Source organism: Actinomadura sp. NPDC047616, assembly GCF_040642915.1.
Lineage (GTDB): Bacteria > Actinomycetota > Actinomycetes > Streptosporangiales > Streptosporangiaceae > Spirillospora > Spirillospora miaoliensis.
The window spans coordinates 407,061-428,091 of record NZ_JBEYTB010000001.1; the positions used below are offsets into that span (position 1 = coordinate 407,061).

Genomic DNA, 21,031 nt, shown 5'->3' on the forward strand with positions numbered 1-21,031 from the left:
AAAGGTGATCTCACGTGGGTGACCGGGACGAGGGGCGGCGGCGTGGGAACTGTTGACGACGCGATGCGGCTGGTGCGGTACCTGTGTTGTGACACGAGGACCGCCAGATACGGGCCCTTCGAGGAGTTCGACGAAGAAGCCTGGGACGAGCTGCTGCGCGGCTGCCTGTTCTCGACCCAGCTGCTCACCACCGACGAGCACGACCCCAAGCTGGTCGATCTGCAGATCTATCTCGGCTTGTCCGAGCTCGGTGGGCTCCTCTGGAGCCAGGAGATCCGGGCGTTGTCGAGGGTGTCGGGCCTCGGGCATCCGGCGCTTCCTCAGTTGCTGTCCGGTGGATACGAGGACGCCGACGGCATCCAGGCCACCGGCGTGGGAGTCGACGGCGTCGCGTTCGTCGCCACGGAGGGAGCCGACGACACGCTCGCCGGCAGTGGCAGGACGGAGGTCTACCGCGCCGACCGGGTGGAGGCGCTGCGGCAGTTCGCGCATCTGGCCGACGGCCTCGCCGTCCTGCACGACCTGGGCCTGTCGCATCGCAACCTCTCGCCCTGGACGATCGATGTGGTGCACGGCGGCGACGGCGACTCGCCGACGCTGCGGCTCGCCAGGTTCGAGCTCAGCTCGTTCGTCTCCAGCCTGCTCAGCGGCACCTCCGTGGATTCGGCCCTGGACCGCTCCGAACTCGCCGGGCTCGTCCTGAACCGGGGACCGGAGCCCCTCGCCTACCTCGCCCCCGAGAGGGTGCGGCATCTGCTGGCGACCGAGGGAGACGTCACGCAGGTGGAGAGCGCGAAGGCCGACGTGTACTCGCTGGCCGCGATCGTGTGGGAGTGGTTCGTCGGACCGTTCCCGGCCGAGCTGCTGCCCCGTGCCGTCCCCGAGGACGAGTCCGCGAGGTTGGCGACGCGAGAACGCCTGGACGAGCTGAACGATCGGCTTCGCCGGGACCTGCGGGCCGCCGACGTACCGGAACCCCTGCGCGCGCTGCTGCACCGCATGCTCGACCCGGTCCCGGCGGGACGGCCGACCGCCGCGGAGGTCGTCAACGATCTCGGCGCCGCCCACGACGCCATCCTGAGCTGGTACGGCGACGTCAACAGCGAACGTCCCTACCTGGTGGTGCACATGCCCGCGCACAGCCAGGCCACGTTCGGCAACTGGGGGTGGCTGACCTTCGACACCGGCACGCCCGAGGGGCTCAGGGAACTGCACGACCTGATCGTCACCGACCTGCGGCGGGCCCGGATCGCGCACTCGCCGAGCGGCGCCGAACCGTTCGTCGAGGGCGGCGAGATCGAGCCCAAACGCCGTGCCACGGTGATGCTGGTCGGCGAGCGTGTGGTCTGGTTCTGCGAGCCGTACCGGGAGCCGGACCCCGCCACCGGGCAGCCCTCCGGGTCGCCGCTGGACGAGGCGCTGGTCATCAAGTACGTCGCCCGCCGGGACCTGGCCACGGTCCGCACCAAGCTGGACGACCTGCTGCCGGTGTCCCGGCCCCGGCTGATGCCGGAGTTCAAGCTGATCAAACACGGTCTGCCCCGGGCGGTGCTGCGCAAGGAACTGAAGGACAGGCCGTCGTGGAAGCCGCTGCTCGACAGCGTGCGGCCGGCCGGCAGCGTGTCGCAGGCGGAGCTGGACTACCAGCGAGCCATCGACTGGCTGCTGGAGTTCCAGGGGGTCGAGCTGCAGGCGCGCTGTTACCCGTACCGGGTCGACCCCGCCGCGGGGCCCCACGGCGAGGTGTTCGTCTACTGGGACCGCGAACGCGACCGCGAACGCATCCACCGTTCCGCGTTGTTCACCAAGTACGTACGCCAGCCCGGCCTGCGTCCGGTCTTCGGCGACTTCTTCGGCAACCTGGAGAACGAGGACGGCAGTTCGGAGGTCGAGCTGTTCACCAGCGAGACCGGCCGCAAGCACGAGGGATCACGGGAGTCCCGCGCGACCGTCGTCCGCAGGGAGGGGCCCGACCGGCTCGTCATCCGCCGCGAACCCGGCGCGCCCCCGGTGCCGCAGCAGGGCTGGATCCGCCCGGTGGACGACATCGGCGCCGAGGCGGTCCAGCGACGGCAGATCGACGCCCGCTGGGAGCTGTTCGCGCTGCGCCCGCTCACCAGCCGGTTGCGCAACCCCGAGGCGATCCGCATGCCCAACCGCTGGCCGACGGCCGGCAAGGATCTGATCGGCAGCGGACCGCGCGCGGTCCACGACATGCTCACGTTCGACCCGTTCTTCGCGCTGCAGGGCCCGCCCGGCACCGGTAAGACGACCGTGACGTCCCGAGCCATCGCGGCGTACCTGGAGCAGGAGCCGACCCACCGTGTCCTGGTGTCGGCGCAGTCCAACTTCACCCTGGACAACCTCGCCGTCCGCATCCTGCGCGACATCGGGGCCATGGACGACGACGGTCCCACCGACCGGGGCGAGAACGTGCCCATCGCCCTCCGGGTGGTGTCGCAGCGCGCGACCCCGGACAAGGAGGTCCAACCGTGGCTGCGCGACAACCTGGTGGTGCGGCAGACACGGCAGATCCGCGCGCACGTCGAGCGGCAGCTCGCCCGCGGGGTGGACGATCGGCTGCGGCCGGTGCTGTCGGACTGGCTGGCGCTGCTGCGCGGCGACGGCGGCGAGTCGGTCAAACCGGAGCTGGCCGACCGGCTCCAGCGCGGCGCCAACATCGTCTTCGCGACCTGCGGCACCGCCACGCCCCGTGACATCGGAGTCACCGCCGGGGCGACCGCGTTCGACTGGGTGATCGTGGAGGAGGCCGCCAAGGCGTGGCCGACCGAGCTGGCGATCCCGCTGGTGCGGGGCACCCGCTGGACGCTCATCGGGGACCAGTCGCAGCTGCCGGCGCACCGCCGGGACGAGGTGGTGCGCTTCCTCGACTCCTGCGTCGGCGACCCCAGCCCGGCGGTCGCGGTCCCGGCGGACAAGCGCCAGGCCTACGTCGACGCCTTCGACCTGTTCCGGCATCTGTTCGACACGGGCAAGCGCCCGACTCTCGGGCCGCGGCCGGTGTCGCTGCTGACCACGCAGTTCCGCATGCGGCCGGCGATCGCCGAGGTGGTCAGCCGCGTCTTCTACAACGACGGCGGCGGACCGCTGCCGGACGGGCTGCCGAGAGGACTGCTCGAGACCGGCCGCGATCCGGGGCCGGTGCCGCTCCAGGCGCCGGGGCGGCTGCGCGGACGCTCCCTGGTCTGGATCGACACCGCCGACCTGCCGAACTGCTCCGAGCGGCCGCACTGGGTCAACGACGGCGAGGCCGAGGTCGTGAGCACGTTGTTCCGTGAACTGCGTCCCGAACCGCTGCCGAACCGCGACGGGTTCAGCGCCGAGCCGGTGGCCGTCCTCACGCCCTATCGCCAGCAGCTGCACAGGCTCAAACAGCATCGCGACCTGGAGCCGTACGCCTACACCGTGCACGCGTTCCAGGGGCGGGAGGCCGACATCGTCATCGTCTCGCTCGTCCGCGACAAGATGCACGGCGACGGTACGGTCGCCGCCGCCAGTTACGGCCATCTCGCCCGCCCCGACCTGATCAACGTGATGTTCTCGCGCGCCAGGAAGCTGCTGGTGATCGTCGGCAACTTCGCCCACTACCAGCGGTACCGGGACGACGACGGCGACTTCTGGCAGCTGGTCTGCCGGGGCGTCCAGCAGTACGGGACCGTCATGAACGCGGCGCAGGTGCTGAAGCCGGTGGAGGACAGGTGAGCGAGACGCGCGTGACCGTGTACGTGCCGTGCGACGTCGTCGAGGTCAAGGTGCGGGTCGGCTACGGCGACTCGCTGTCGGCGATGGAGGAGCTGGTGCTGCGCGCCGTCCACGCGGGGCAGAGCGACGTCGCCCAGCTCTCGGCGGCGCTGGGGCTCCCCCGCCGGCTGGTCAACGACTTCATCTACGACCTGTGGCGTCATGACCACCTGGTCATCGACCCGGCGCGGCGAACCGTCGCCGTGTCGGACGAGGTCGCCCGCTGCCTGGATGCCGGCGAACCCGAGCGGCTGCGCGGCGCCGAGGCCACGCCGGAGACGCTCGAGCTGATGGTGGACAAGCTGACCGGTCTCGTCCGTGCGGCCGCCGGGCGCATGCGGCCGGGCAACGGGCGAATGACCGTCCCCGTCGAGGACGGCGACATCCGGCTGCAGGACGCGAGGGAGGCCGACGTGCTCGCCGCGCTCAACGCCGCGCAGCGCCGGCCCCGCGCCGACGGCGCGGCGGGAAGGGAACGCGCCGACGCAGCCATCACCGGCCGGGCGCGGCGGGTCCGGTCGTTTCGGATTCCGCCGCGCGACCTCCAGCAGTCCGCGGGCCGCCGGTGGACCCCGCTCCAGGTGGTCCCGGTATGGGATGAGGAGTCCCAACGGCTCGTCGTGACCGTCACAGACGAGGCGTACCCGGCCGAACTGCGCGAACCGGCGTCCGAACGGCTCACCCGCCTGGCCGCCGAGTTCCCCACCAAGCCGGTCTTCGTGGAGCTGCGCAAGCGCGCCGAGGCACGGCTGGTCGAGCCGCCGTCCGCGGAGTCGGTGCTGACCCGCCTGGAGCAGCGGGTGACCGGCACCGTGGACATCCCCGCCGGTCAGCGAATGAACTGGCACGACGAGCTGACGGCCGACGCGGACCGGCTGGCCGGACTGCTACGGGCGCGCGTCGACCGGGAGCTGCCCGCGGAGGTGGTGCCCGGCGACGCGCATCCGGAGATGGTCGTCCGCCTGATCCGCCAGGCCCGCACGCAGCTCGTGATCGCGGGCCCCTGGTTGACCTACGGCGCGGTCACCAGGGTGCTGGACGAGCTGGCCCGGGCCGCCGAGCGCGGCGTCGTGATCGTCCTGCTGTGGGGCGCCGACCGGGATTCGCTGTTCGAGGACCAGGACGACAAGGTGCGCAACGCGCTGTACGACCTGAAGGCCGACAGCCCCGGCGGCCCCAGGCGGCGGGTCGTCATCCCGGAGACCTCCGTCGGCACGCACGCCAAGGTGCTGCTGGTGGACGACCGTGCGGCGCTGGTGACCAGCCGCAACCTGCTCTCGTCCAGCGGCGCCCACGCCGAGGTGGGCGTGTTGCTGCGCGCTCGCGGGCCGGGGGAATGCGCTCCGATCGAGGAGTTGCTGCGCTGGGCGCGCCGCTCGGTGCCCTCCTACGACCAGGCGCAGCTGCTGACCGTCCGGCACGCCGACTTCGTGGCCGCGGCACGTCTGCAGGGTGAGGAGCCCGGCGCCCCCGAACCACAGGACGAGCCGCCCACCGCCGACGTCGACCCTCCCGACGAGGATCAGACGATCGCCCCCGCGTCCGTACGGATCTGGGCGGAGGGATGGCAGGCGCACCTGCGGCAGTGCCGCGCCTTCCTTTCTTCCCGGACACTTCCGGACGTGCGTGTGGTCGCCGACGCCACCCACCGCGACCTGCTGTGGGTCGCGCTCCGCCGCGCCGCGCGCCGACTCGTGATCGCCTCCGACGGGGCGTCGGCCGAGGTGATCGACGACCGGTTCCTCAGCGCGCTGCGCGGCTGCCTGGACCGCGGCGTCGCGACCACGCTGGTGTACGGCAGCCGGAAGGCGCGTGGCCGGGACGAGGCGCTGGCCAGACTCGAAGCGCTCCGCGGCGAATACCCCGGGCTGCTGCACCTGATCGGCCCCGGGGAGACCGGACACGTCCGCGACAACCACGCCAAGGTGCTGGTCTGGGACGACGACGCGGTCGTCGGCAGTTTCAACTACCTGTCGTTCGAGGGCCGGTACGGACGGCAGCGGCCGGCCTCCGAGCTGAGCGTCCGGTTGACCGTGCCGGAGGTCGCCGACGCCGTCGCGGCCGCGGTGGGGGCCGCCCCGGTACCGCGCCCCGCCGCCCGGCCGGCGACCGGGCCGGCGGCGCCGTCGGGCACCGCCTACGCCGCCGCGCAGCGGATCATCGCGGGGTACCGGGCGGGTGCGCCGCCGCTCGCCGAGCTCGTCCGGGACGTCCTGGCGGCCACGCCCGACCCCTGGCAGGTGCTCGACGCTCTCGACGAGGACGCGCCGGCCGAGGAGCCGGCGGCCGACGACTCCCTCAACGGGGACCTGCCGGACGCGGCCGCCCCTCGCGACCTGCTGCGCGTCGTCGCCGCCCGGTGCCTGGCCGACCACTCCGGCCGGGCGGCCGAGGCCGCCGCCACGCGCTGGCTCGCCTGGCTGATCCGTGACCGCTGGCAGGAGGGCGCGTTCGTCGAGGCGGCCGTGCTGCGCCGGACGCTCGCCGACCCGTCCGTCAGCCCGACGGCCGCCCTGACCCTGCTCGGCGCCGCACGCGGAACCCCGGAGTTCGCCCAGGTCCTCGAGGACTTCGTCGTCGGCGACCGCCGGCCCGCCGAGCGGATCGTGGGCGTCGCGGCGGCGGCCGCGGGAACACTGCTCGGCCCCGTCGAGGACCCGGGCATTCTGGAGGTGGTCGCCGACGACCTGGTGGCCGCCGCGTCGACCGCCTGGACCGAGGACGACGCCGCATCGTGGGCGGGCGTCTGGGCCGACTTCGCCGCGCAGGTCCACGCCTACTGGCACGGGGACGGCCAGCGCCCCGGCGCCTACCAGGCCGTCCCGCTCGACGTCATGCGCGCCGGCCTCGGCGGCGCACAGCTGGAGCGCTCCCGGGCCGAGGCGTGGCGCACTCTGGACCGGCTGCTGCAGCACGCCGCCGGCAGCACCTACAACCACACCGTCAGCAGGCGCACGCACCACAGCCTGTTCGACGACGCGACCGGCGAATTCGCCCGGCTGCGCCGGATCCTGGACGAACGCGCCGCCGCGAAGACCGCGTCGCCGCTTCCGGTCGCCCAACGGGACGCGCGCGCCGCCGAGGCGTTGCGCGACTGGCTGGACGCCCTGCCCACCCATGACATGGCGGCCTTCGTCACCGCGGCGAGCATCAAGGTGCTGCCCAGGCAGCACACCCCGATGCACGGAAGCCACCTGCGCAGCTATGTGCAGCGGTTGGACCCGATCGTCCGCCAGGTGCGGCACATCGTCCGGGAGTACGGCGGCGCCGGCACCGTCGAAGGCGCCGCTCTGCCCGGCGGAACCACCGAACTCGCCCGTTGGCTGGCCGGGGCATGGCCGAGCCTGGAGGACTCCGCGGCCCACCTCCCGGCGACCGAGGCCCGGCTCGCGCGCGAGTTCCTGACCGACATGGAGGACCTGATGAGGTGGGGGGCCGAACATGGATGAGACGCTCGCCGGGATCATCGGCCGATGGCCCGGCCGCTGGCGGCATCCGCTCCTGGTGGCGGAGCTGGCGCGCACGCCGTTGGCCGCACTCGACGACCGCCGCGTCGCCGAGTTCGTCCTCGCCGGCCTCGCCGCCCCGGTCACCGAGGCCGAGGGCGTACGCCGGCTGATCGAGGACGGCGAGTTCGCCGCCGTGGACGCGTTCTTCGCCCCCGGCACCGGCGACGCCGGGGAACCATGGCGGAGCCTGGCGGGGGAATGGACTCGCGACATCCCCGGGCTCCTGGAGGACGCCCGCAAGACGGCCCGCGCCGTCATCGCCCGCGAAGCCGCGGTACTGCGCGAACGCGCCGAGCGCATCGGCCTCGCCCCCGCGGACCTGTCCGACCTCGAAACCGCCGCCGAGCACCGCCTCGCCGAGGCACGCCAGATCCTCGCCGCCGAGGAGCGGCGACTCCGCGACGCGGAGGACGCGCTCGCCGCCGAACTGAGGGGGCGCCTCGGCCCGCAGGATCCACGCACCGAGGCGGTCGAGGCGTGCCTGGCGGCGGGCGAGTTGCCCGCCGCGCGGTGGCTGCTGGAGAACAACCGGGACGACGCCGGGGCGGGCGGGCCCCGCACCGTCCGCCGCGCGCCCCGCTGGCCCTGGTACGGCCACACCGCCGCCGAAGCGCTGAGCTGGTACGACGACGGCGCGCAGCTGCCGTTCCCGCAGCTCGCCAGGTTCGTCGGGGCCCGTCGTGACCCGGGCGCCGCCGCCGTCCTGGACCGGCTCCGGGCACTTGCCGCGCACCCCGACGTGGCCGCCGCCGACGCGTTCGCCACCGCGCTCAGCGGATTCCTCGGCGGGAACCCGCGGTCCGCGGTCGACGAGCGGGACGGCGGGTTCGTCACCACCATCGACGGGCTGGACGACACCCGCCTGCCACGCCTGTCACTGCTGCGCGAGTCCGGCGTCCCGCTGTGGATGGCCGGCGCCGACGTGCCCCCGCCGGCCGACCTCACCCCGCCGATCATCTGGTTCGTCCCCGACAATGCCGAGGAGCTCACCGCCCCCGCCGGAACGGCTGTGCTCGACATCCCGGGGCTGCTGTGCCTGCTCGCCCCGACGGACGACGACCTGCCCACCAGCATCCCTGACCGCCGCGTCAACCTGCTGCGCGCGCTCGTCCCGCAGCTCGGCCTGGAGGCCGTGACCGACACCGCCGGCGGGCTCGAACTGAACGACGCCCGTCCCCGCGAATCACTGGCATGGCTGCTCGACCTGCTCGGCATAGGAGCCGACGCCGTCGTGCTCGACACGCTGACCTACGAGACCGGACGGCACCCGCTCGCCGTCCCCGCCGTCCTCACCCCCCTGCTCAGGTCTCTGCGCGACCGAGGCGCCTACGAACTGGCCACCGCCGACCTGGAGGCGATCCGCACCCCCGAGGCCCGCGCCCGGCTGCGTGCCCTGCTGCTCGCCCCGCTGGACGCGGCCCAACGGGCCATGCTCGGGCTCGCCGGAGCCCTCTTCCCGTCCGACCCCTTCGACGCCGTCGAACTGGCGTCCTGCGCGCACCTCGTCGGCCTCCCCGAAGAGACCGCCCCCGAGCAGCTCCTCCAGCCGATCGCGACCGCCGACGCACTCGTGACCACGCATTTCCTGGAACACAACGGCGACCAGTACCGGATCGCCCGGTCGGGCGTCGGGGACCTGGCACGCGCCGGAGCAGGCTGGGACCCGGCCGAATTCGCAGCGGAAGCACTCGAGCGACTGCAGTACGGCCTCGGGGACGCGCACGACGCCTGAGCACGGGCGTGCCGCGGCTCGGCCGAGCCCACTGCCGGTGCATCAGCAGGCGGGTCCCCTGCCCACCGCGGGCGGCCAGGAGGCGCCTTCGGTGGGCAGGGGGCTTCGGTGGGCAGGGGGCAGGGTCAGAAGTCCTCGTCGAAGGCGACCGAGCCCTCGATTCCGACCTGGTAGGCCGAGACGCGGCGTTCGAAGAAGTTGGAGAGCTCCTGCACGTCCTGGAGTTCCATGAAGCCGAACGGGTTGGCGGTGCCGTACCGGCGGGGCATGCCGAGACGGGTCAGCCGCTGGTCGGCCACGTATTCGAGGTAGGCGCGCATGTCGGTGGCGCTCATGCCGGGCAGTCCGTCACCGCACAGGTCGTGCGCGAAGGCCAGTTCGGCCGCGACCGCCTCCTCCAGCATCTCGGTGACCTGGGCGGTGAGCTCGTCGTCGAACAGTTCCGGCTCTTCGGAGCGGACCGTGTCGACGACGGAGAACGCGAACTCCATGTGCATGGACTCGTCGCGGAACACCCAGTTGGTGCCGCTGGCCAGGCCGTTGAGCAGGCCGCGGGAGCGCAGCCAGTAGACGTAGGCGAACGCGCCGTAGAAGAAGAGCCCCTCGATGCAGGCGGCGAAGCAGATCAGGTTCAGCAGGAACGCGCGCCGGCGCCCGGCCGTGTCGAGGACGTCGAGCTGCGAGATCGAGTCGATCCACTTGAAGCAGAACTCGCCCTTCTGCCGGATGGAGGGGATGTGCTCGATGGCCGCGAACGCCTGCCTGCGCTCCTCGTCCTCCTTGAGGTAGGTGTCCAGGAGCGTCAGATAGAACTGGACGTGGACGGCCTCCTCGAACAGCTGCCGTGACAGGTAGAGCCGCGCCTCCGGCGCGTTCAGGTGCTTGTAGAGGTTGAGCACCAGGTTGTTGGCGACGATCGAGTCGCCGGTGGCGAAGAAGGCGACGAGCCGCTTGACCAGGTGCAGCTCGTCGGCGGTGAGTCTGTCCAGGTCCGGCAGGTCGGAGGCGAGGTCGACCTCCTCGACGGTCCAGGTGTTGCGGATCGCCGCCCGGTAGCGGTCGTAGAAGCCGGGGTAGCGCATGGGACGGAGGGTCAGGTCCATCCCGGGGTCGAGCAGGGTCACTGGCAGGCCTCGCAGATCTCGGGGTTCTCCAGGGAGCAGACGACCGCCTCGGTGTCAGAAGCGGTGTCAGACGCGGTGTCAGGGGTGATGGCGGTGGGAGCGGCGGCGGCGACCGTCGTCTGGGCGATGCTGGTCGCCGGACGCGAACGCAGGTAGTAGGTGGTCTTGAGGCCGGCCTTCCACGCGTAGGCGTACATCGAGGACAGCTTGCCGATGGTGGGGGTCGCCATGAACAGGTTCAGGGACTGGGACTGGTCGACGTAGGGCATGCGCGCGGCCGCCAGGTCGATCAGTGCCTTCTGGGGGAGTTCCCAGGCGGTGCGGTAGAGCCGTTTGAGCTCGTCGTCGAGGTCGGGGATGTGCTGGATCGAGCCGCCGCCGCGCTTGATGGCGTCCCGGGTCTCCTGCGTCCACCGTCCGGCGGCGCGCAGGTCGGCCACCAGGTAGCGGTTGATCTGCAGGAACTCGCCGGACAGCGTTTCGCGCTTGAACACGTTGGAGACCTGCGGCTCGATGCACTCGTAGCAGCCGGCGATGGACGCGATGGTCGCGGTCGGCGCGATCGCGACCAGCAGCGAGTTGCGCAGTCCGACTTCGGCGACGCGCCGGCGCAGCGCGTCCCATTCGGAGGTCTTGCGGGGCGCGGCCGGGAAGTGGTCGGGGTGCAGCACGCCGCGCGCCGCGCGCGTCCGGTCGAACGCCGGGTGGGCGCCCAGTTCCTCGGCCAGGTCCGCGGAGGTGTTGTAGGCGGCCAGCGCGATCTCCTCGGCGATGGCGGTGGACAGCTCCAGCGCCTCGGGCGAGTCGAACGGCAGCCGCAGCGTGAAGAACACGTCCGCCAGGCCCATCACGCCCAGCCCGACCGGACGCCACTTGGTGTTGCTCGCGGCCGCCTCCGGGGTGGGGTAGTAACCGCGGTCGATGGTCCGGTCCAGGAATCGGACGGCCACGCGCACGGTCTCGCGCAGCCGGGCGAAGTCGAAGCCGTCCGGGGTGACGTGGCGGGCCAGGTTCACCGAACCCAGGTTGCAGACGGCGGTCTCGGTGTCACTGGTCACCTGGAGGATCTCGGTGCACAGGTTCGACAGGTGCACCACGTTGCCGGGCTCGGCCGTCTGGTTGCAGGTCCGGTTGGCCGGGTCCTTGAAGACCATCCAGCCGTTGCCGGTCTCGGCGAGCGTGCGCATCATGCGGCCGTACAGGCGGCGCGCCGGGATCTGCCGCACGTAACGGCCCTCGGCCTCGGCCCGGCGGTAGGCGGCGTCGAAGTCCTCGCCCCACAGGTCGGTGAGCTCGGGCACCTCCTTGGGGTCGAACAGCGACCAGTCGGCGTCGGCCTCCACCCGCCGCATGAACTCGTCGGGGATCCAGTTGGCCAGGTTCAGGTTGTGGGTGCGGCGCTGGTCCTCACCGGTGTTGTCGCGCAGCTCCAGGAACTCCTCGACGTCGGCGTGCCAGGGCTCCAGGTACACGCAGGCCGCGCCCTTGCGGCGGCCGCCCTGGTTGACCGCCGCGACCGAGGCGTCCAGCGTCCGCAGCCACGGGACGATGCCGTTGGAGGTCCCGTTGGTCCCGCGGATCAGCGACCCGCGGGAACGGATCCGCGACCAGGAGATCCCGATGCCGCCGGCGTACTTCGACAGCCGCGCGACCTGCCCGTACCGCTCGTAGATCGACTCCAGCTCGTCGCGGGGGGAGTCGAGCAGGAAGCACGACGACAGCTGCGGCCGGCGCGCGCCGGAGTTGAACAGCGTGGGCGAGGACGGCAGGTACTCCAGCCGCGACATCAGCCCGTACAGCCGGCCGGCCTCGGCGACGGTGTCGGCCAGCCCGCACGCCACGCGCATCAGGAAGTGCTGCGGGCGTTCGATGACCTTGCGCGTGTGCGGGTGGCGCAGCAGGTAGCGGTCGTAGACCGTCCTCAGTCCGAAGTACTCGAACCGGTCGTCGGCGGTCTCGTCGACGAGCGCGTCCAGCTCGGCGGCGTGCGCGGCGACGAACGCCGCGATCGCGTCGTTGAGCAGGCCCTGCGCGTGCGCGAGACGCACCGAGGAGCTGAACGTGCCGACGCCCTCCCCGGCGGCCTCGTCCCGGATCAGCTCGGCGAGCAGCGCGGCCGCGACCCGGGACTGGCCGGGATCGGCGCCGACCCGCGCGGCGGCCTCCCGGACCGCCAGTTCGCGGTCGTCGACGGTGGCGGAAACAGTCATCTGCTCTCCCTCGGGCGACGCCCTTCGGGCACGCCGGAAGGAGGGCACGACGAACGCGCCCGCCCACCGGCGTTCCCTTGAGGCTCGTGGACCACTTACGGTCGCGGGCAGGTCTTCGGACTCGGGGGCACCCACCACGGACCTACCGGCCGTCGCTTCCCAGGCCGTGCGGCCCAGTGCTCTGTGACGGCTTTCGTTCCCCTTCACCGCTGCGGGGCAGTCCCGGATTCGCACCGGGTTCCCTCTCGCGCCACCCCGTGAGGGGCGGACCCGCAACACGTGGAACTCTACATCTAGTGGCAGGAGTGAATGCAACCTCTAGATGTTGTGGGTGTGTCGCCAGAGACGGCGTGACGGAACGTCCGCGACCCGCGACGCTGCGGCGCCGACCGCCCAGCCTCGTGCTCGGGCCGGCGCGGCGGCAGCAGCCCGTGGCCGTCACCAGGTCGGGCAGGCGCGGCGCGGCCCACCGGGCGCCCGAACCGCGGCGCGTCAACGCGCCCTGGCGACCGTCACCAGCGCGGCGGCGTCTTCGACGGCTTCCAGGCCGTGCCGGGCGGGCGGCACGATCAGCAGGTCCCCGGTCATGCCCTCCCATGTGGTGTCGCCGCTGTGCAGCCGCACCCGTCCGCGCAGCACCAGCACCGTCGCCTCACCCGGGTTCTCGTGCTCGGCCAGCGAAGCGCCGGCGCGCAGTGCGATGAGGGTCTGACGCAGGGTGTGCTCGTGGCCGCCGTACACGGTCTCGGCACTGCGGCCCGCCGGGGACGCCGCCGCGCGTTCCATGTGCTCGCGCACCCGGGCGTCAAGGGAGATCTTCTGCATGAGGTTGCCCTGCCGTTTCCGTGTCAGTAGCGGACGCCGATGCGGCGCCGGCGGCGCGTCCGGCTCGGTGGGATGCGCTGCAACGCGGCTGCGCTAGGAGATGTACGGCCGCCACAGGTACCCCAGGGACGTCGGGGCACTCGGGTCGACGGGCCGACGACGAACGACGGAGTCGAGCAGGGGGGGTCGTCAGGAGCCGTCCTCGTCGGTGCGGGCGCCGGCGAGGACGGCGTCCAGCAGCCCCGGATAGCGGGCGTCCAGGTCTTCCCGGCGCAGGGTCAGCAGGTTCTCCCGGCCTGAGGGCTCCTGGATGATCACGCCGCCCTCGCGGAGCACGCGCCAGTGGTGGGTCATCGTCGACTTGGCCGTGATGCCCAGCTCGGCCAGCACGCTGCCGCAGTTGTGCTCACCGCCGCCGTCCAGCACACGGACGGCGGCCAGCCGCACCGGGTGGCCCAGTGCCGACAGCACCGCGTCGATGCGGATCTGGTCGCGGTCCGGATGACGGTACCTCATTGTCCCATCGTACGTTGATAGTCGAACAATTGCCCGGATTCTCTTGCCTCACCATACGAATGTACGTAAGTATTCGTACGGTCGTACTCGTCGGCGGGCTCGTCCGCCGGCCCGTTTCCCTCCAGACCCCGAAGGGTGTCCTCTGGCATGTCCGCTGTTCCGAGGCCGGCCGCAGGCCGGCGACTGGGCTGGATCCTGGCCCTGCTGGCGCTCGCGCAAATGGTCTACTCGCTGGACCTCAACATCGTGTTCGTCGCGCTCCCCGAGATCGGCGCGGAGCTGGGCTTCCCCGGCCAGACCCAGCAGTTGGTGGTCAGCGCCTACGTGGTGTTCGCGGGCGGGTTCCTGCTGTTCGGCGGCCGTGCGGCCGACCTGCTGGGCCGCCGCCGCGTCTTCGTGTTCGCCCTTGCCCTCTATGCCGTCTCGTCGCTGGCCGGCGGCCTCGCGCCGTCACCCGCCACGATCGTCGTGGCGCGGGCGGTGCAGGGGATCGGCGGCGCCCTGCTGCTGCCGTCCACCCTGTCACTGATCAACACGTTGTTCGCCGAGGGGCCGCAGCGCAACCGGGCGCTGGCGGTCTGGGGTGGCGCGGGTGCGAGCGGCCTGACCATCGGGGCGCTGCTCGGCGGTGTGCTGACCGAGCACTTCGGCTGGCCCGCCGTCTTCTACGTCAACGTGCCGCTGGCCGCTCTCGTGGCGCTGGCCGCGTTGGCGGTGATCCCGCCCGACCCGGCCGGCAGGCAGCGACGGCGGTTCGACCTGCCCGGCTCGCTGACCGTCACCGCGGGTGCCACGCTCCTGGTGTTCGCCCTGGTCCAGGGGCCCGAGCAGGGCTGGACGAGTCCGCTGGTGATCGGCGCGTTCGTGCTGGCCGCCGTGCTGCTGGCGGCGTTCGCGGCCATCGAGGGGCGCAGCGCCGATCCGCTCATGCCGTTCCGGCTGTTCCGCAACCGCAGCCTGACCGGCGGCATGATCATCACGTTCGTCTACATGGCGACCTTCGGCGTGCTGCCCTACTTCCTGACCGTGCTCATGCAGAGCGTGCACGGCTACAGCGCTCTGCAGACCGGACTGGCCTTCCTGGTCCCCTCACTGGCGATCGCCACCGGCACACAACTCGGCGAGCGGCTGACCACCCGGATCGGCCTGCGCACGACGCTGCTGATCGGCTTCGCCATCGGGGTCGTCGGCACGGTCGGCATGGCGATCGGCTTCGACACCGCTGCCGGCTACGGACGGCTGGTGCCCGGACTCATCGTCTCCGGCGTCGGCCAGGGCATCGTCTGGACGGCGATGTGGATCGCCGCCGCGACCGGCACCGCCGCCCACGAGCAGGGCGTCGCCAACGGCATCGCCTCCACCGCCCTCAACATCGGCAACGCCATCGGTCTGGCGGTGTTCACCGCGCTCGCCGACATCGGCACCGAGGGCAAGACCGGCGAGGCACTACGCTCGGCCACCGCCCACGGCGAGTTCGTCGTGGTCCTGCTGACCGCGGCCGGAATGGTTCTGGGCCTGCTGGTGAGCCTCGCCCTGCCGCGCACCACCACACCGGCCGCGACCATCACCGAAACGCCCGACCCCGCACACCTCGCCGCACGCTGATCGAACCAACCCCATCCGCGCTCGGCCTGGGGATCGGCGGTGCGCCACCGGCCGCACCGCACTCCTCCGCATGACCGCCGCGGGGCCGGAGATTCCGGCCGCGGGCCACAGCACCAGCGCGCCCGCCGGACGATCGTCGCCGAAGGCGGATCGCCCGGCGGGCAGACGGTCGTCGTGCCCGGCGCAGCCGACCGCCGGCGCCGGGCCGTCGGCCACCACGCCGGCGGCCGAGACCGCCATGCCGTCCTGTCGGGGTCGCCGTCCCAGACTCTGACGCATGGAAGCGCGGCCACCGTTGCCGTCGCTCGAATCCGGCCCGGTCAGCGGGTGCTCAGGCGGCCACCCCCTCGACGATGGAGCACGGTGTCGGCGTGTCGATCACGCGGGTCAGCCGCAGCCCGGCCGCGTTGAACAGCGCCTCGAAGTCCGCGCGGGTGCGCTCCCGGCCGTTGAGCACCGTCATCATCAGCATGTCCAGCGTCCGGCCGAAGTGCGGGGTGCCGCCGGGCGGCAGTACCGCGTCGATCGCCAGCACCCGGCCTCCGGCGGCCATCGCCGCCCGGCAGACCTTGAGCAGTCGCACGCACTCGTCGTCGGTCCAGTCGTGCAGGATGTACTTGAGCAGGTAGACGTCGCCGCCGGGGGTCACCGTGTCGAAGAAGTCCCCGGTCTCGGTCCGCCAGCGTCCCCGCAGCTCCGCGACGTCCAGTACGTGGCCCCCGGCCAGGACCTGCTCCTGGTCGAACAGCACGCCCGTCGCGGCGGGGTTGCGGCGCAGCACCTCGGCCAGCAGGCCGCCCCGCCCGCCACCGACGTCGACGATCAGCGCCTTCTCGGGGAAGTCGTAGGCGGCGGCCACATGCGGGTCCTGCCAGTGGGAGAACCGCGACATGCCGTCGGCGAACCGCATCCCCACCTCGGGTTCGGCATTGAGGTAGTCGAAGAACGGCGCGCCGTTGACATCGGCGAACACCGAACGGCCCAGGCGTACCGCGTCCACCAGCCGCCCGAACGCCGCCCAGAACGCCTCGTCGGTGAACGTCAGGACCGAGGCGCGCATCGAGTTGGGCACGTCGGAGCGCAACGGCTCGCCGCGGGGGGTCAGCCGGAACCGGCCGTCGCTCCCCACGGCGAACAGGCCGAGCGAGGCCATGAAGTGCAGCACCCGCTCCAGGTACGGTGCGTCCGTGCCGGTCAGTTCCGCGAGTTCGGCGGCAGTGCGCGGCCCGCCGGCCAGATGGTCGGCGACCCGCAGCCGGGCCACCGCGTGAACCGCGACGCTGCGCAGGTACGCGAGCGCATGTCCGGCCAGCTCCAGCTCCGGCGAGCCGCCTGCCACATCGGATGCCGAGTCGTTCAGGATGGCCTCCTCGTCATATCCGTGTCGATCGCTGTCCGCGTTGGAGATCATTCTGGCGAAATGCGGCACGGCGCGTGCTCACCGGGTAGGCGATCTGTTACCTACAACCTCAATCGCGACAGCTCCCTCGATTCACCCCAACAGCCCGGCGATCGAGCGAGCCCGGGCGGCATGTCCCAGGCCGCGCATGGCAGTTCCTCGTTCACCACAGCCGGTCGTCCGCCGCCCCCAGCCGCAGACCCGCGCGCCGCCCAGCCCCTCCCAGATGCCGCGCGGCCGAACGAACAGAAGTCCCGCAGGACGCGGTCGCGTCCAACCCCGCGTGGGCGGCGAACCCGGCCGCGACGGCCGACACTTCGATCAGGGCGGCACCGCCCACGCCGCCGCCCGTGTGCAGGCCGAACGCGTCGCTAGGTTCGCGCACGCCAAGCACTGCACCTGTTCCAGACAGTGCTGGCCGACCCCACACGCACTCCCCGCGACAAGACGATTGTTCGCGCCCGCGTGGCCGACACATTGCTCCAAGAGGGCGACGTGAAGGAAGCCCTCAACGTGGGCAAGGCAGCCCTCCCGGCGTCCTCCGGTGTGACATCGGGCCTCGCCCTCAACACCCTCCGCCCTCAAGAACGCGAGCCAGGCAACCGCGGTCTCCAGCTGCGCTCATGGCCTCGGGCCGGTTCCCCCATGCGGAACGAAATCCCGTCCGATCGAAAGAATCGGACGGGATCTCGTATCCACCCCACCAGGGCCCCACCCCAGGCCGCCCCGGCACCGCGACCTGCCTTCCGCCCGCCCACGCAGCACCGACGAACTCGCCATCCTCGCCACGAACGCGCCCTCTGCCATCCTCGGCGTCCCCTGGACTCCTGGGCCGCCGCCGCTGGCAGGGCGCCTTCGTCGTCGGTGGCGCTTTCCGGCGGCCGCGCTCACCGAAGACTTTTTTTAAAGGCCGGGGGCGGCCCCGGTGCATTTAAAAGAGTGGGATCGTAACTGGCTAGGGGAGAGTGCCGCCGACGTTGCGGATCATCTGCTGGAGTACCTTGAGCGCGGTGACGTAGTCGGCGTCATCGATTCCCTGGTGAATGCGCTCGCGGATCGCCGGGGCGTGCCGCTTGAAGTCGACGCGCGCCTCCTCACCCGACTCCGTGATCCACAGTCGTCCCTCGTCGTCGCGGGTGAGCCAGCCACGCTCCAGCAGGACCTTCGACTCGGCTTCGAGGTCGTCCTCGGGCCTGATGTAGGAGCTCATCGCCTGCCGCAGTTCGGGCACGGTCATGCCGTGACCGTCGGGCGAGATGTCGTTCTTCGACAGGTTGCGCAGCAGCCAGTATTGGGGCTGGGTGAAGCCCAACTCAGCCTGCCGGGCACGCGTGAAAGCGATGAGGGCCTCGTAGGCCACTCCGGTCCAGTACGCGGCCGGCTGTGCGGCGAGTTCGGCATCGGTCATCTGCTGAGTCGTCATAATGAGGTCCCCCTTAAAGGATCACCAATGCGAATACCGTAGAACCTCAAGTTAGGTTGATGTCAAAACCTCAACGGAGGATGCGGGCCGCTTCGTGGAGCGCCTGGCCGAGGCGAGGCCGATGAACCCAGCGCGAGTTCAGACTCGATCGCGGGTGCCCAAGAGGTCGCCTCCCAACTGACCACGGCCACCCCCAGCCGCACCGCACCCAGGCCTGCCACTCCCCGACCATCTGCGCCCAAAGCAGCAGCACCGCCTCATCGTGCGGCTGAGCTCGACCCGCCCGCACGCCTGGGAGCGCCCCCGCAAGGCCACCGGCATAGGCACTGACCACGACTACCCCCAGCCGCACCGCACCCAGATCTGTCGCTCCCCCGACCATCTGCGCCCAAAGCAGCGGCACCGCCTCATCGTGTCGCTGGGCTCGACTCGCCTGCTCGCCTGGGGGCGACCGCTCTGCGCCCCATGGCCGCAGGGAGTGCTGCGGGACGGTCAGCGACGCAGGCGGGCGTTGAGCCGGGCGGCCTGGCGCGTCAGGTGGTCGCGCTCGGCGAGGTTGGGCGCCTTCTGCGCCGCCTCGGCGTACAGGCGTGTCGCCGTCACCAGGTCGCCGTCGCGCTCGTGGAGGTAGGCCGCCACCGCGGCGTACCGGGGCAGTGAGTCGTCCAGCGCCGCGAGCGCCGCCAGGCCGGCGCGCGGTCCGTCGGCCTCACCGACGGCCACCGCGCGGTTGAGCCGGACGACCGGGCTGTCGGTCAGGCCCGCGAGCTCGTCGTACCACTCGACGATCTGCACCCAGTCGGTCTCCTCCGCGGTGGGCGCGTCGGCGTGCAGCGCCGCGATGGCGGCCTGGGCCTGGAACTCGCCCAGCCGGTCGCGGGCGAGGGCCGCCTGCAGGATTTCGACGCCCTCGGCGATCAACTGGGTGTCCCACCGGCCGCGGTCCTGCTCGGCGAGCGGCACCAGGCTGCCGTCCGGCGCGGTTCGGGCGGCCCGCCGGGCGTGGTGGAGCAGCATGAGGGCGAGCAGCCCCGCCACCTCGGGATGGTCGATCGCGGCGGCGAGCTGCCGGGTGAGCCGGATGGCCTCGGCGGCGAGGTCGACGTCGCCGGAGTAGCCCTCGTTGAAGACCAGGTAGAGGACGCGCAGCACGGTGGCGACGTCGCCCGGCTGGTCGAACCGCACGCGGGAGACGGTGCGCTTGGCCCGGCTGATGCGCTGCGCCATGGTCGCCTCGGGCACCAGGTAGGCCCGGGCGATCTGGCGGGTGGTCAGCCCGCCGACGGCGCGCAGCGTGAGCGCGACCGCGGACGACGGCGTCAGCGACGGGTGGGCGCACAGGAAGTAGAGCTGGAGCGTGTCGTCCACCGCCCGCGCGGGCCCGGGTGCCGGCTCCTCGTTGACGAGATCCTCACGCCGGCGCCGGGCGGCGTCCGCCCTGGTCGCGTCGAGGAACCGGTTCCAGGCCACGGTGACCAGCCAGCCCTTGGGGTCCCGCGGTGGGTCGGCCGGCCAGACGCGCAGCGCCTCGACCAGCGCGTCCTGCACGGCGTCCTCGGCCGCCGCGAAGTCGGCTCCGCGGCGGACGAGGACCCCGAGGACGCTCGGCGTGAGGCTCCGGAGCAGAGCCTCGTTCACCTGAGAGCTCACTCGGTGATGGTGGGCGGCGCGGTCAGGAACGGGCGCACCTCCAGCCACTCGTGGATCGGCTTGCCGCCCGCCCCCGGAGCGGCCGACAGCTCCCCGGCCAGCTCGATGGCGCGCTCGTAGCTGTCGACGTCGATCACCATCCAGCCGGCGATGAGGTCCTTGGTCTCGGCGAACGGACCGTCGGTGACCGGCGGGCGGCCCTCGCCGTCGTACCGGACGAACGTGCCCTCGGGGGCGAGCGCCTGACCGTCGACGAACTCGCCGGTCTCCTCCAGCCGGGCCGCGAAGTCGTGCATGTACTGCATGTGGGCCGAGATCTCCTCCGGCGTCCACTGGTCCATCGGCACGTCGTTCACCGGAGCCGGGGCACCGCGGTAGTGCTTGAGCAGCAGGTACTTGGCCATCGTGGTTCTCCTCGGTGCTGGCGCAACCCATTCTGGTCGCGTTCACCCCGGGGACGGAGCCGGTCACGGGTTCTCGACATCGCCGTCCAAGGTTTTTCGTGGACGAGCCCGCGCAGGCCGTCCCGCGCTGTCCGGGCCCACGGCATAGCCGACGCGAGGCCCCCTGGATCAGCAGCGCCCCCACCGCTGGGACAGCCCAATCGTGCGCCGCCGGGCCGCCGCCGACACCACAAGGCCCGGCGATTGATGCACGTCCCACGATCCGATGCGGCGGATACGACCTCACCGCGTTCCCGGTTGGCCCGTCCGGTGGTGGGGCCGAGCCTCTCGCTCGTCACGGACATGCGGGCGACATCGACCGGGCCGTTGCCCGCGTTGCTCGCCCCAGCAGGCTGCCGAGGTCCGGCTCGATCAGTGACATTGCTGCTTGCCGTGGGGGTCGACGTCCCGGGAGGGAAGGTTCGGCGCCTCGTTCCCGGGCGGGGCTCGGGGTTCAGTCGGTGGTGCGGGCCGGGCGGGTCGTCCAGACCTGTGCCGCCAGGACGGCGCCGGCGCCGAACAGCGCCACGCCGAGGGGGACGTGGACGGCGACGTTGCCGTTGCCCCCCGACCACGAACTGGATGCTGGTGAACACGAACAGCAGCGCGGTGACGGCCAGGTACCGTCCTGATCCGCGGCCGACCCGCCACACCAGGAACGCGGCGATGGTCTGGAGGACCAGCGCGATCGTGACGACGCCGCCCGTGGCGTGGTGCAACTGGCTGCCGTCCTCGTCGGACAGGAGTAGTCCGGCGGTGATCCCCTGCGTCAGCAGCGCGGCGGCCAGGAACACCGTGGTCGCCCTCATCAGGCCGAAGAAGCGGGGAGGCAG

The 21,031-nt window shown here is 72.0% G+C and carries 13 protein-coding genes and 1 riboswitch; of the genes, 4 read left to right on the forward strand and 9 right to left on the reverse strand.

Features of this window, described 5'->3' with window-relative positions; translation table 11 throughout:
• The first annotated feature begins 42 nt into the window (after positions 1-42).
• The 3 genes from ABZ801_RS02045 to ABZ801_RS02055 are packed head-to-tail and all read left to right on the forward strand — an operon-like array spanning position 43 to position 9,003.
• A complete protein-coding gene (locus ABZ801_RS02045) occupies positions 43-3,723 on the forward strand; it encodes an AAA domain-containing protein (RefSeq protein WP_360691553.1) in 3,681 nt (1,226 codons plus the stop codon).
• On the forward strand, positions 3,720-7,211 hold the full coding sequence (locus tag ABZ801_RS02050; protein ID WP_360691556.1) for a hypothetical protein: 3,492 nt from the start codon (positions 3,720-3,722) through the stop codon (positions 7,209-7,211). The genes ABZ801_RS02045 and ABZ801_RS02050 overlap by 4 nt, the downstream gene beginning before the upstream one ends.
• Complete coding sequence (locus tag ABZ801_RS02055) at positions 7,204-9,003, forward strand: hypothetical protein (protein WP_360691559.1); 1,800 nt, start codon at positions 7,204-7,206, stop codon at positions 9,001-9,003. The genes ABZ801_RS02050 and ABZ801_RS02055 overlap by 8 nt, the downstream gene beginning before the upstream one ends.
• 125 nt (positions 9,004-9,128) lie before the next feature.
• Here ABZ801_RS02055 and ABZ801_RS02060 read toward each other — a convergent pair whose 3' ends face one another.
• The 4 genes from ABZ801_RS02060 to ABZ801_RS02075 form a co-directional block, all read right to left on the reverse strand.
• Entirely contained in the window at positions 9,129-10,127 is a 999-nt protein-coding gene (locus ABZ801_RS02060) for a ribonucleotide-diphosphate reductase subunit beta (protein WP_344942006.1), read from the reverse strand.
• The gene (locus ABZ801_RS02065; protein WP_360691563.1) at positions 10,124-12,337 is read right to left on the reverse strand and encodes a ribonucleoside-diphosphate reductase subunit alpha; all 2,214 of its coding nucleotides are present in this window, start codon (positions 12,335-12,337) and stop codon (positions 10,124-10,126) included. The genes ABZ801_RS02060 and ABZ801_RS02065 overlap by 4 nt, the downstream gene beginning before the upstream one ends.
• Before the next feature lie 88 nt (positions 12,338-12,425).
• Positions 12,426-12,626: riboswitch (cobalamin riboswitch) on the reverse strand.
• A gap of 203 nt (positions 12,627-12,829) precedes the next feature.
• A complete protein-coding gene (locus ABZ801_RS02070) occupies positions 12,830-13,162 on the reverse strand; it encodes a cupin domain-containing protein (protein WP_360691566.1) in 333 nt (110 codons plus the stop codon).
• A 189-nt stretch (positions 13,163-13,351) separates the two neighbouring features.
• Positions 13,352-13,678, reverse strand: a complete 327-nt coding sequence (locus ABZ801_RS02075) for a helix-turn-helix domain-containing protein (RefSeq protein WP_360691569.1) — start codon at positions 13,676-13,678, stop codon at positions 13,352-13,354.
• Between the two features lie 147 nt (positions 13,679-13,825).
• Here ABZ801_RS02075 and ABZ801_RS02080 point away from each other — a divergent pair, with 147 nt between their 5' ends.
• Complete coding sequence (locus ABZ801_RS02080) at positions 13,826-15,283, forward strand: MFS transporter (RefSeq protein WP_360691572.1); 1,458 nt, start codon at positions 13,826-13,828, stop codon at positions 15,281-15,283.
• 331 nt (positions 15,284-15,614) lie between these two features.
• Here the strand turns inward: ABZ801_RS02080 and ABZ801_RS02085 are convergent, their stop codons facing one another.
• The 5 genes from ABZ801_RS02085 to ABZ801_RS02105 all read right to left on the reverse strand — a co-directional run bounded on the left by ABZ801_RS02085 (position 15,615) and on the right by ABZ801_RS02105 (position 20,159).
• Positions 15,615-16,712 carry a methyltransferase gene (locus ABZ801_RS02085; protein ID WP_360691575.1) on the reverse strand — a complete coding sequence of 366 codons (1,098 nt, stop codon included), beginning with the start codon at positions 16,710-16,712 and terminating at the stop codon, positions 15,615-15,617.
• A 133-nt stretch (positions 16,713-16,845) separates the two neighbouring features.
• Entirely contained in the window at positions 16,846-17,067 is a 222-nt protein-coding gene (locus ABZ801_RS02090) for a hypothetical protein (protein ID WP_360691577.1), read from the reverse strand.
• Between the two features lie 570 nt (positions 17,068-17,637).
• Positions 17,638-18,105 (reverse strand): MarR family winged helix-turn-helix transcriptional regulator, encoded by a 468-nt coding sequence (locus ABZ801_RS02095; protein ID WP_344942021.1) that lies wholly within the window; start codon positions 18,103-18,105, stop codon positions 17,638-17,640.
• A gap of 492 nt (positions 18,106-18,597) precedes the next feature.
• Positions 18,598-19,743, reverse strand: a complete 1,146-nt coding sequence (locus ABZ801_RS02100) for a DUF6596 domain-containing protein (RefSeq protein ID WP_360692674.1) — start codon at positions 19,741-19,743, stop codon at positions 18,598-18,600.
• An 8-nt stretch (positions 19,744-19,751) separates the two neighbouring features.
• Positions 19,752-20,159, reverse strand: coding sequence for a YciI family protein (locus tag ABZ801_RS02105; RefSeq protein ID WP_344942027.1), 408 nt, complete (start codon positions 20,157-20,159; stop codon positions 19,752-19,754).
• Positions 20,160-21,031: the final 872 nt, after the last annotated feature.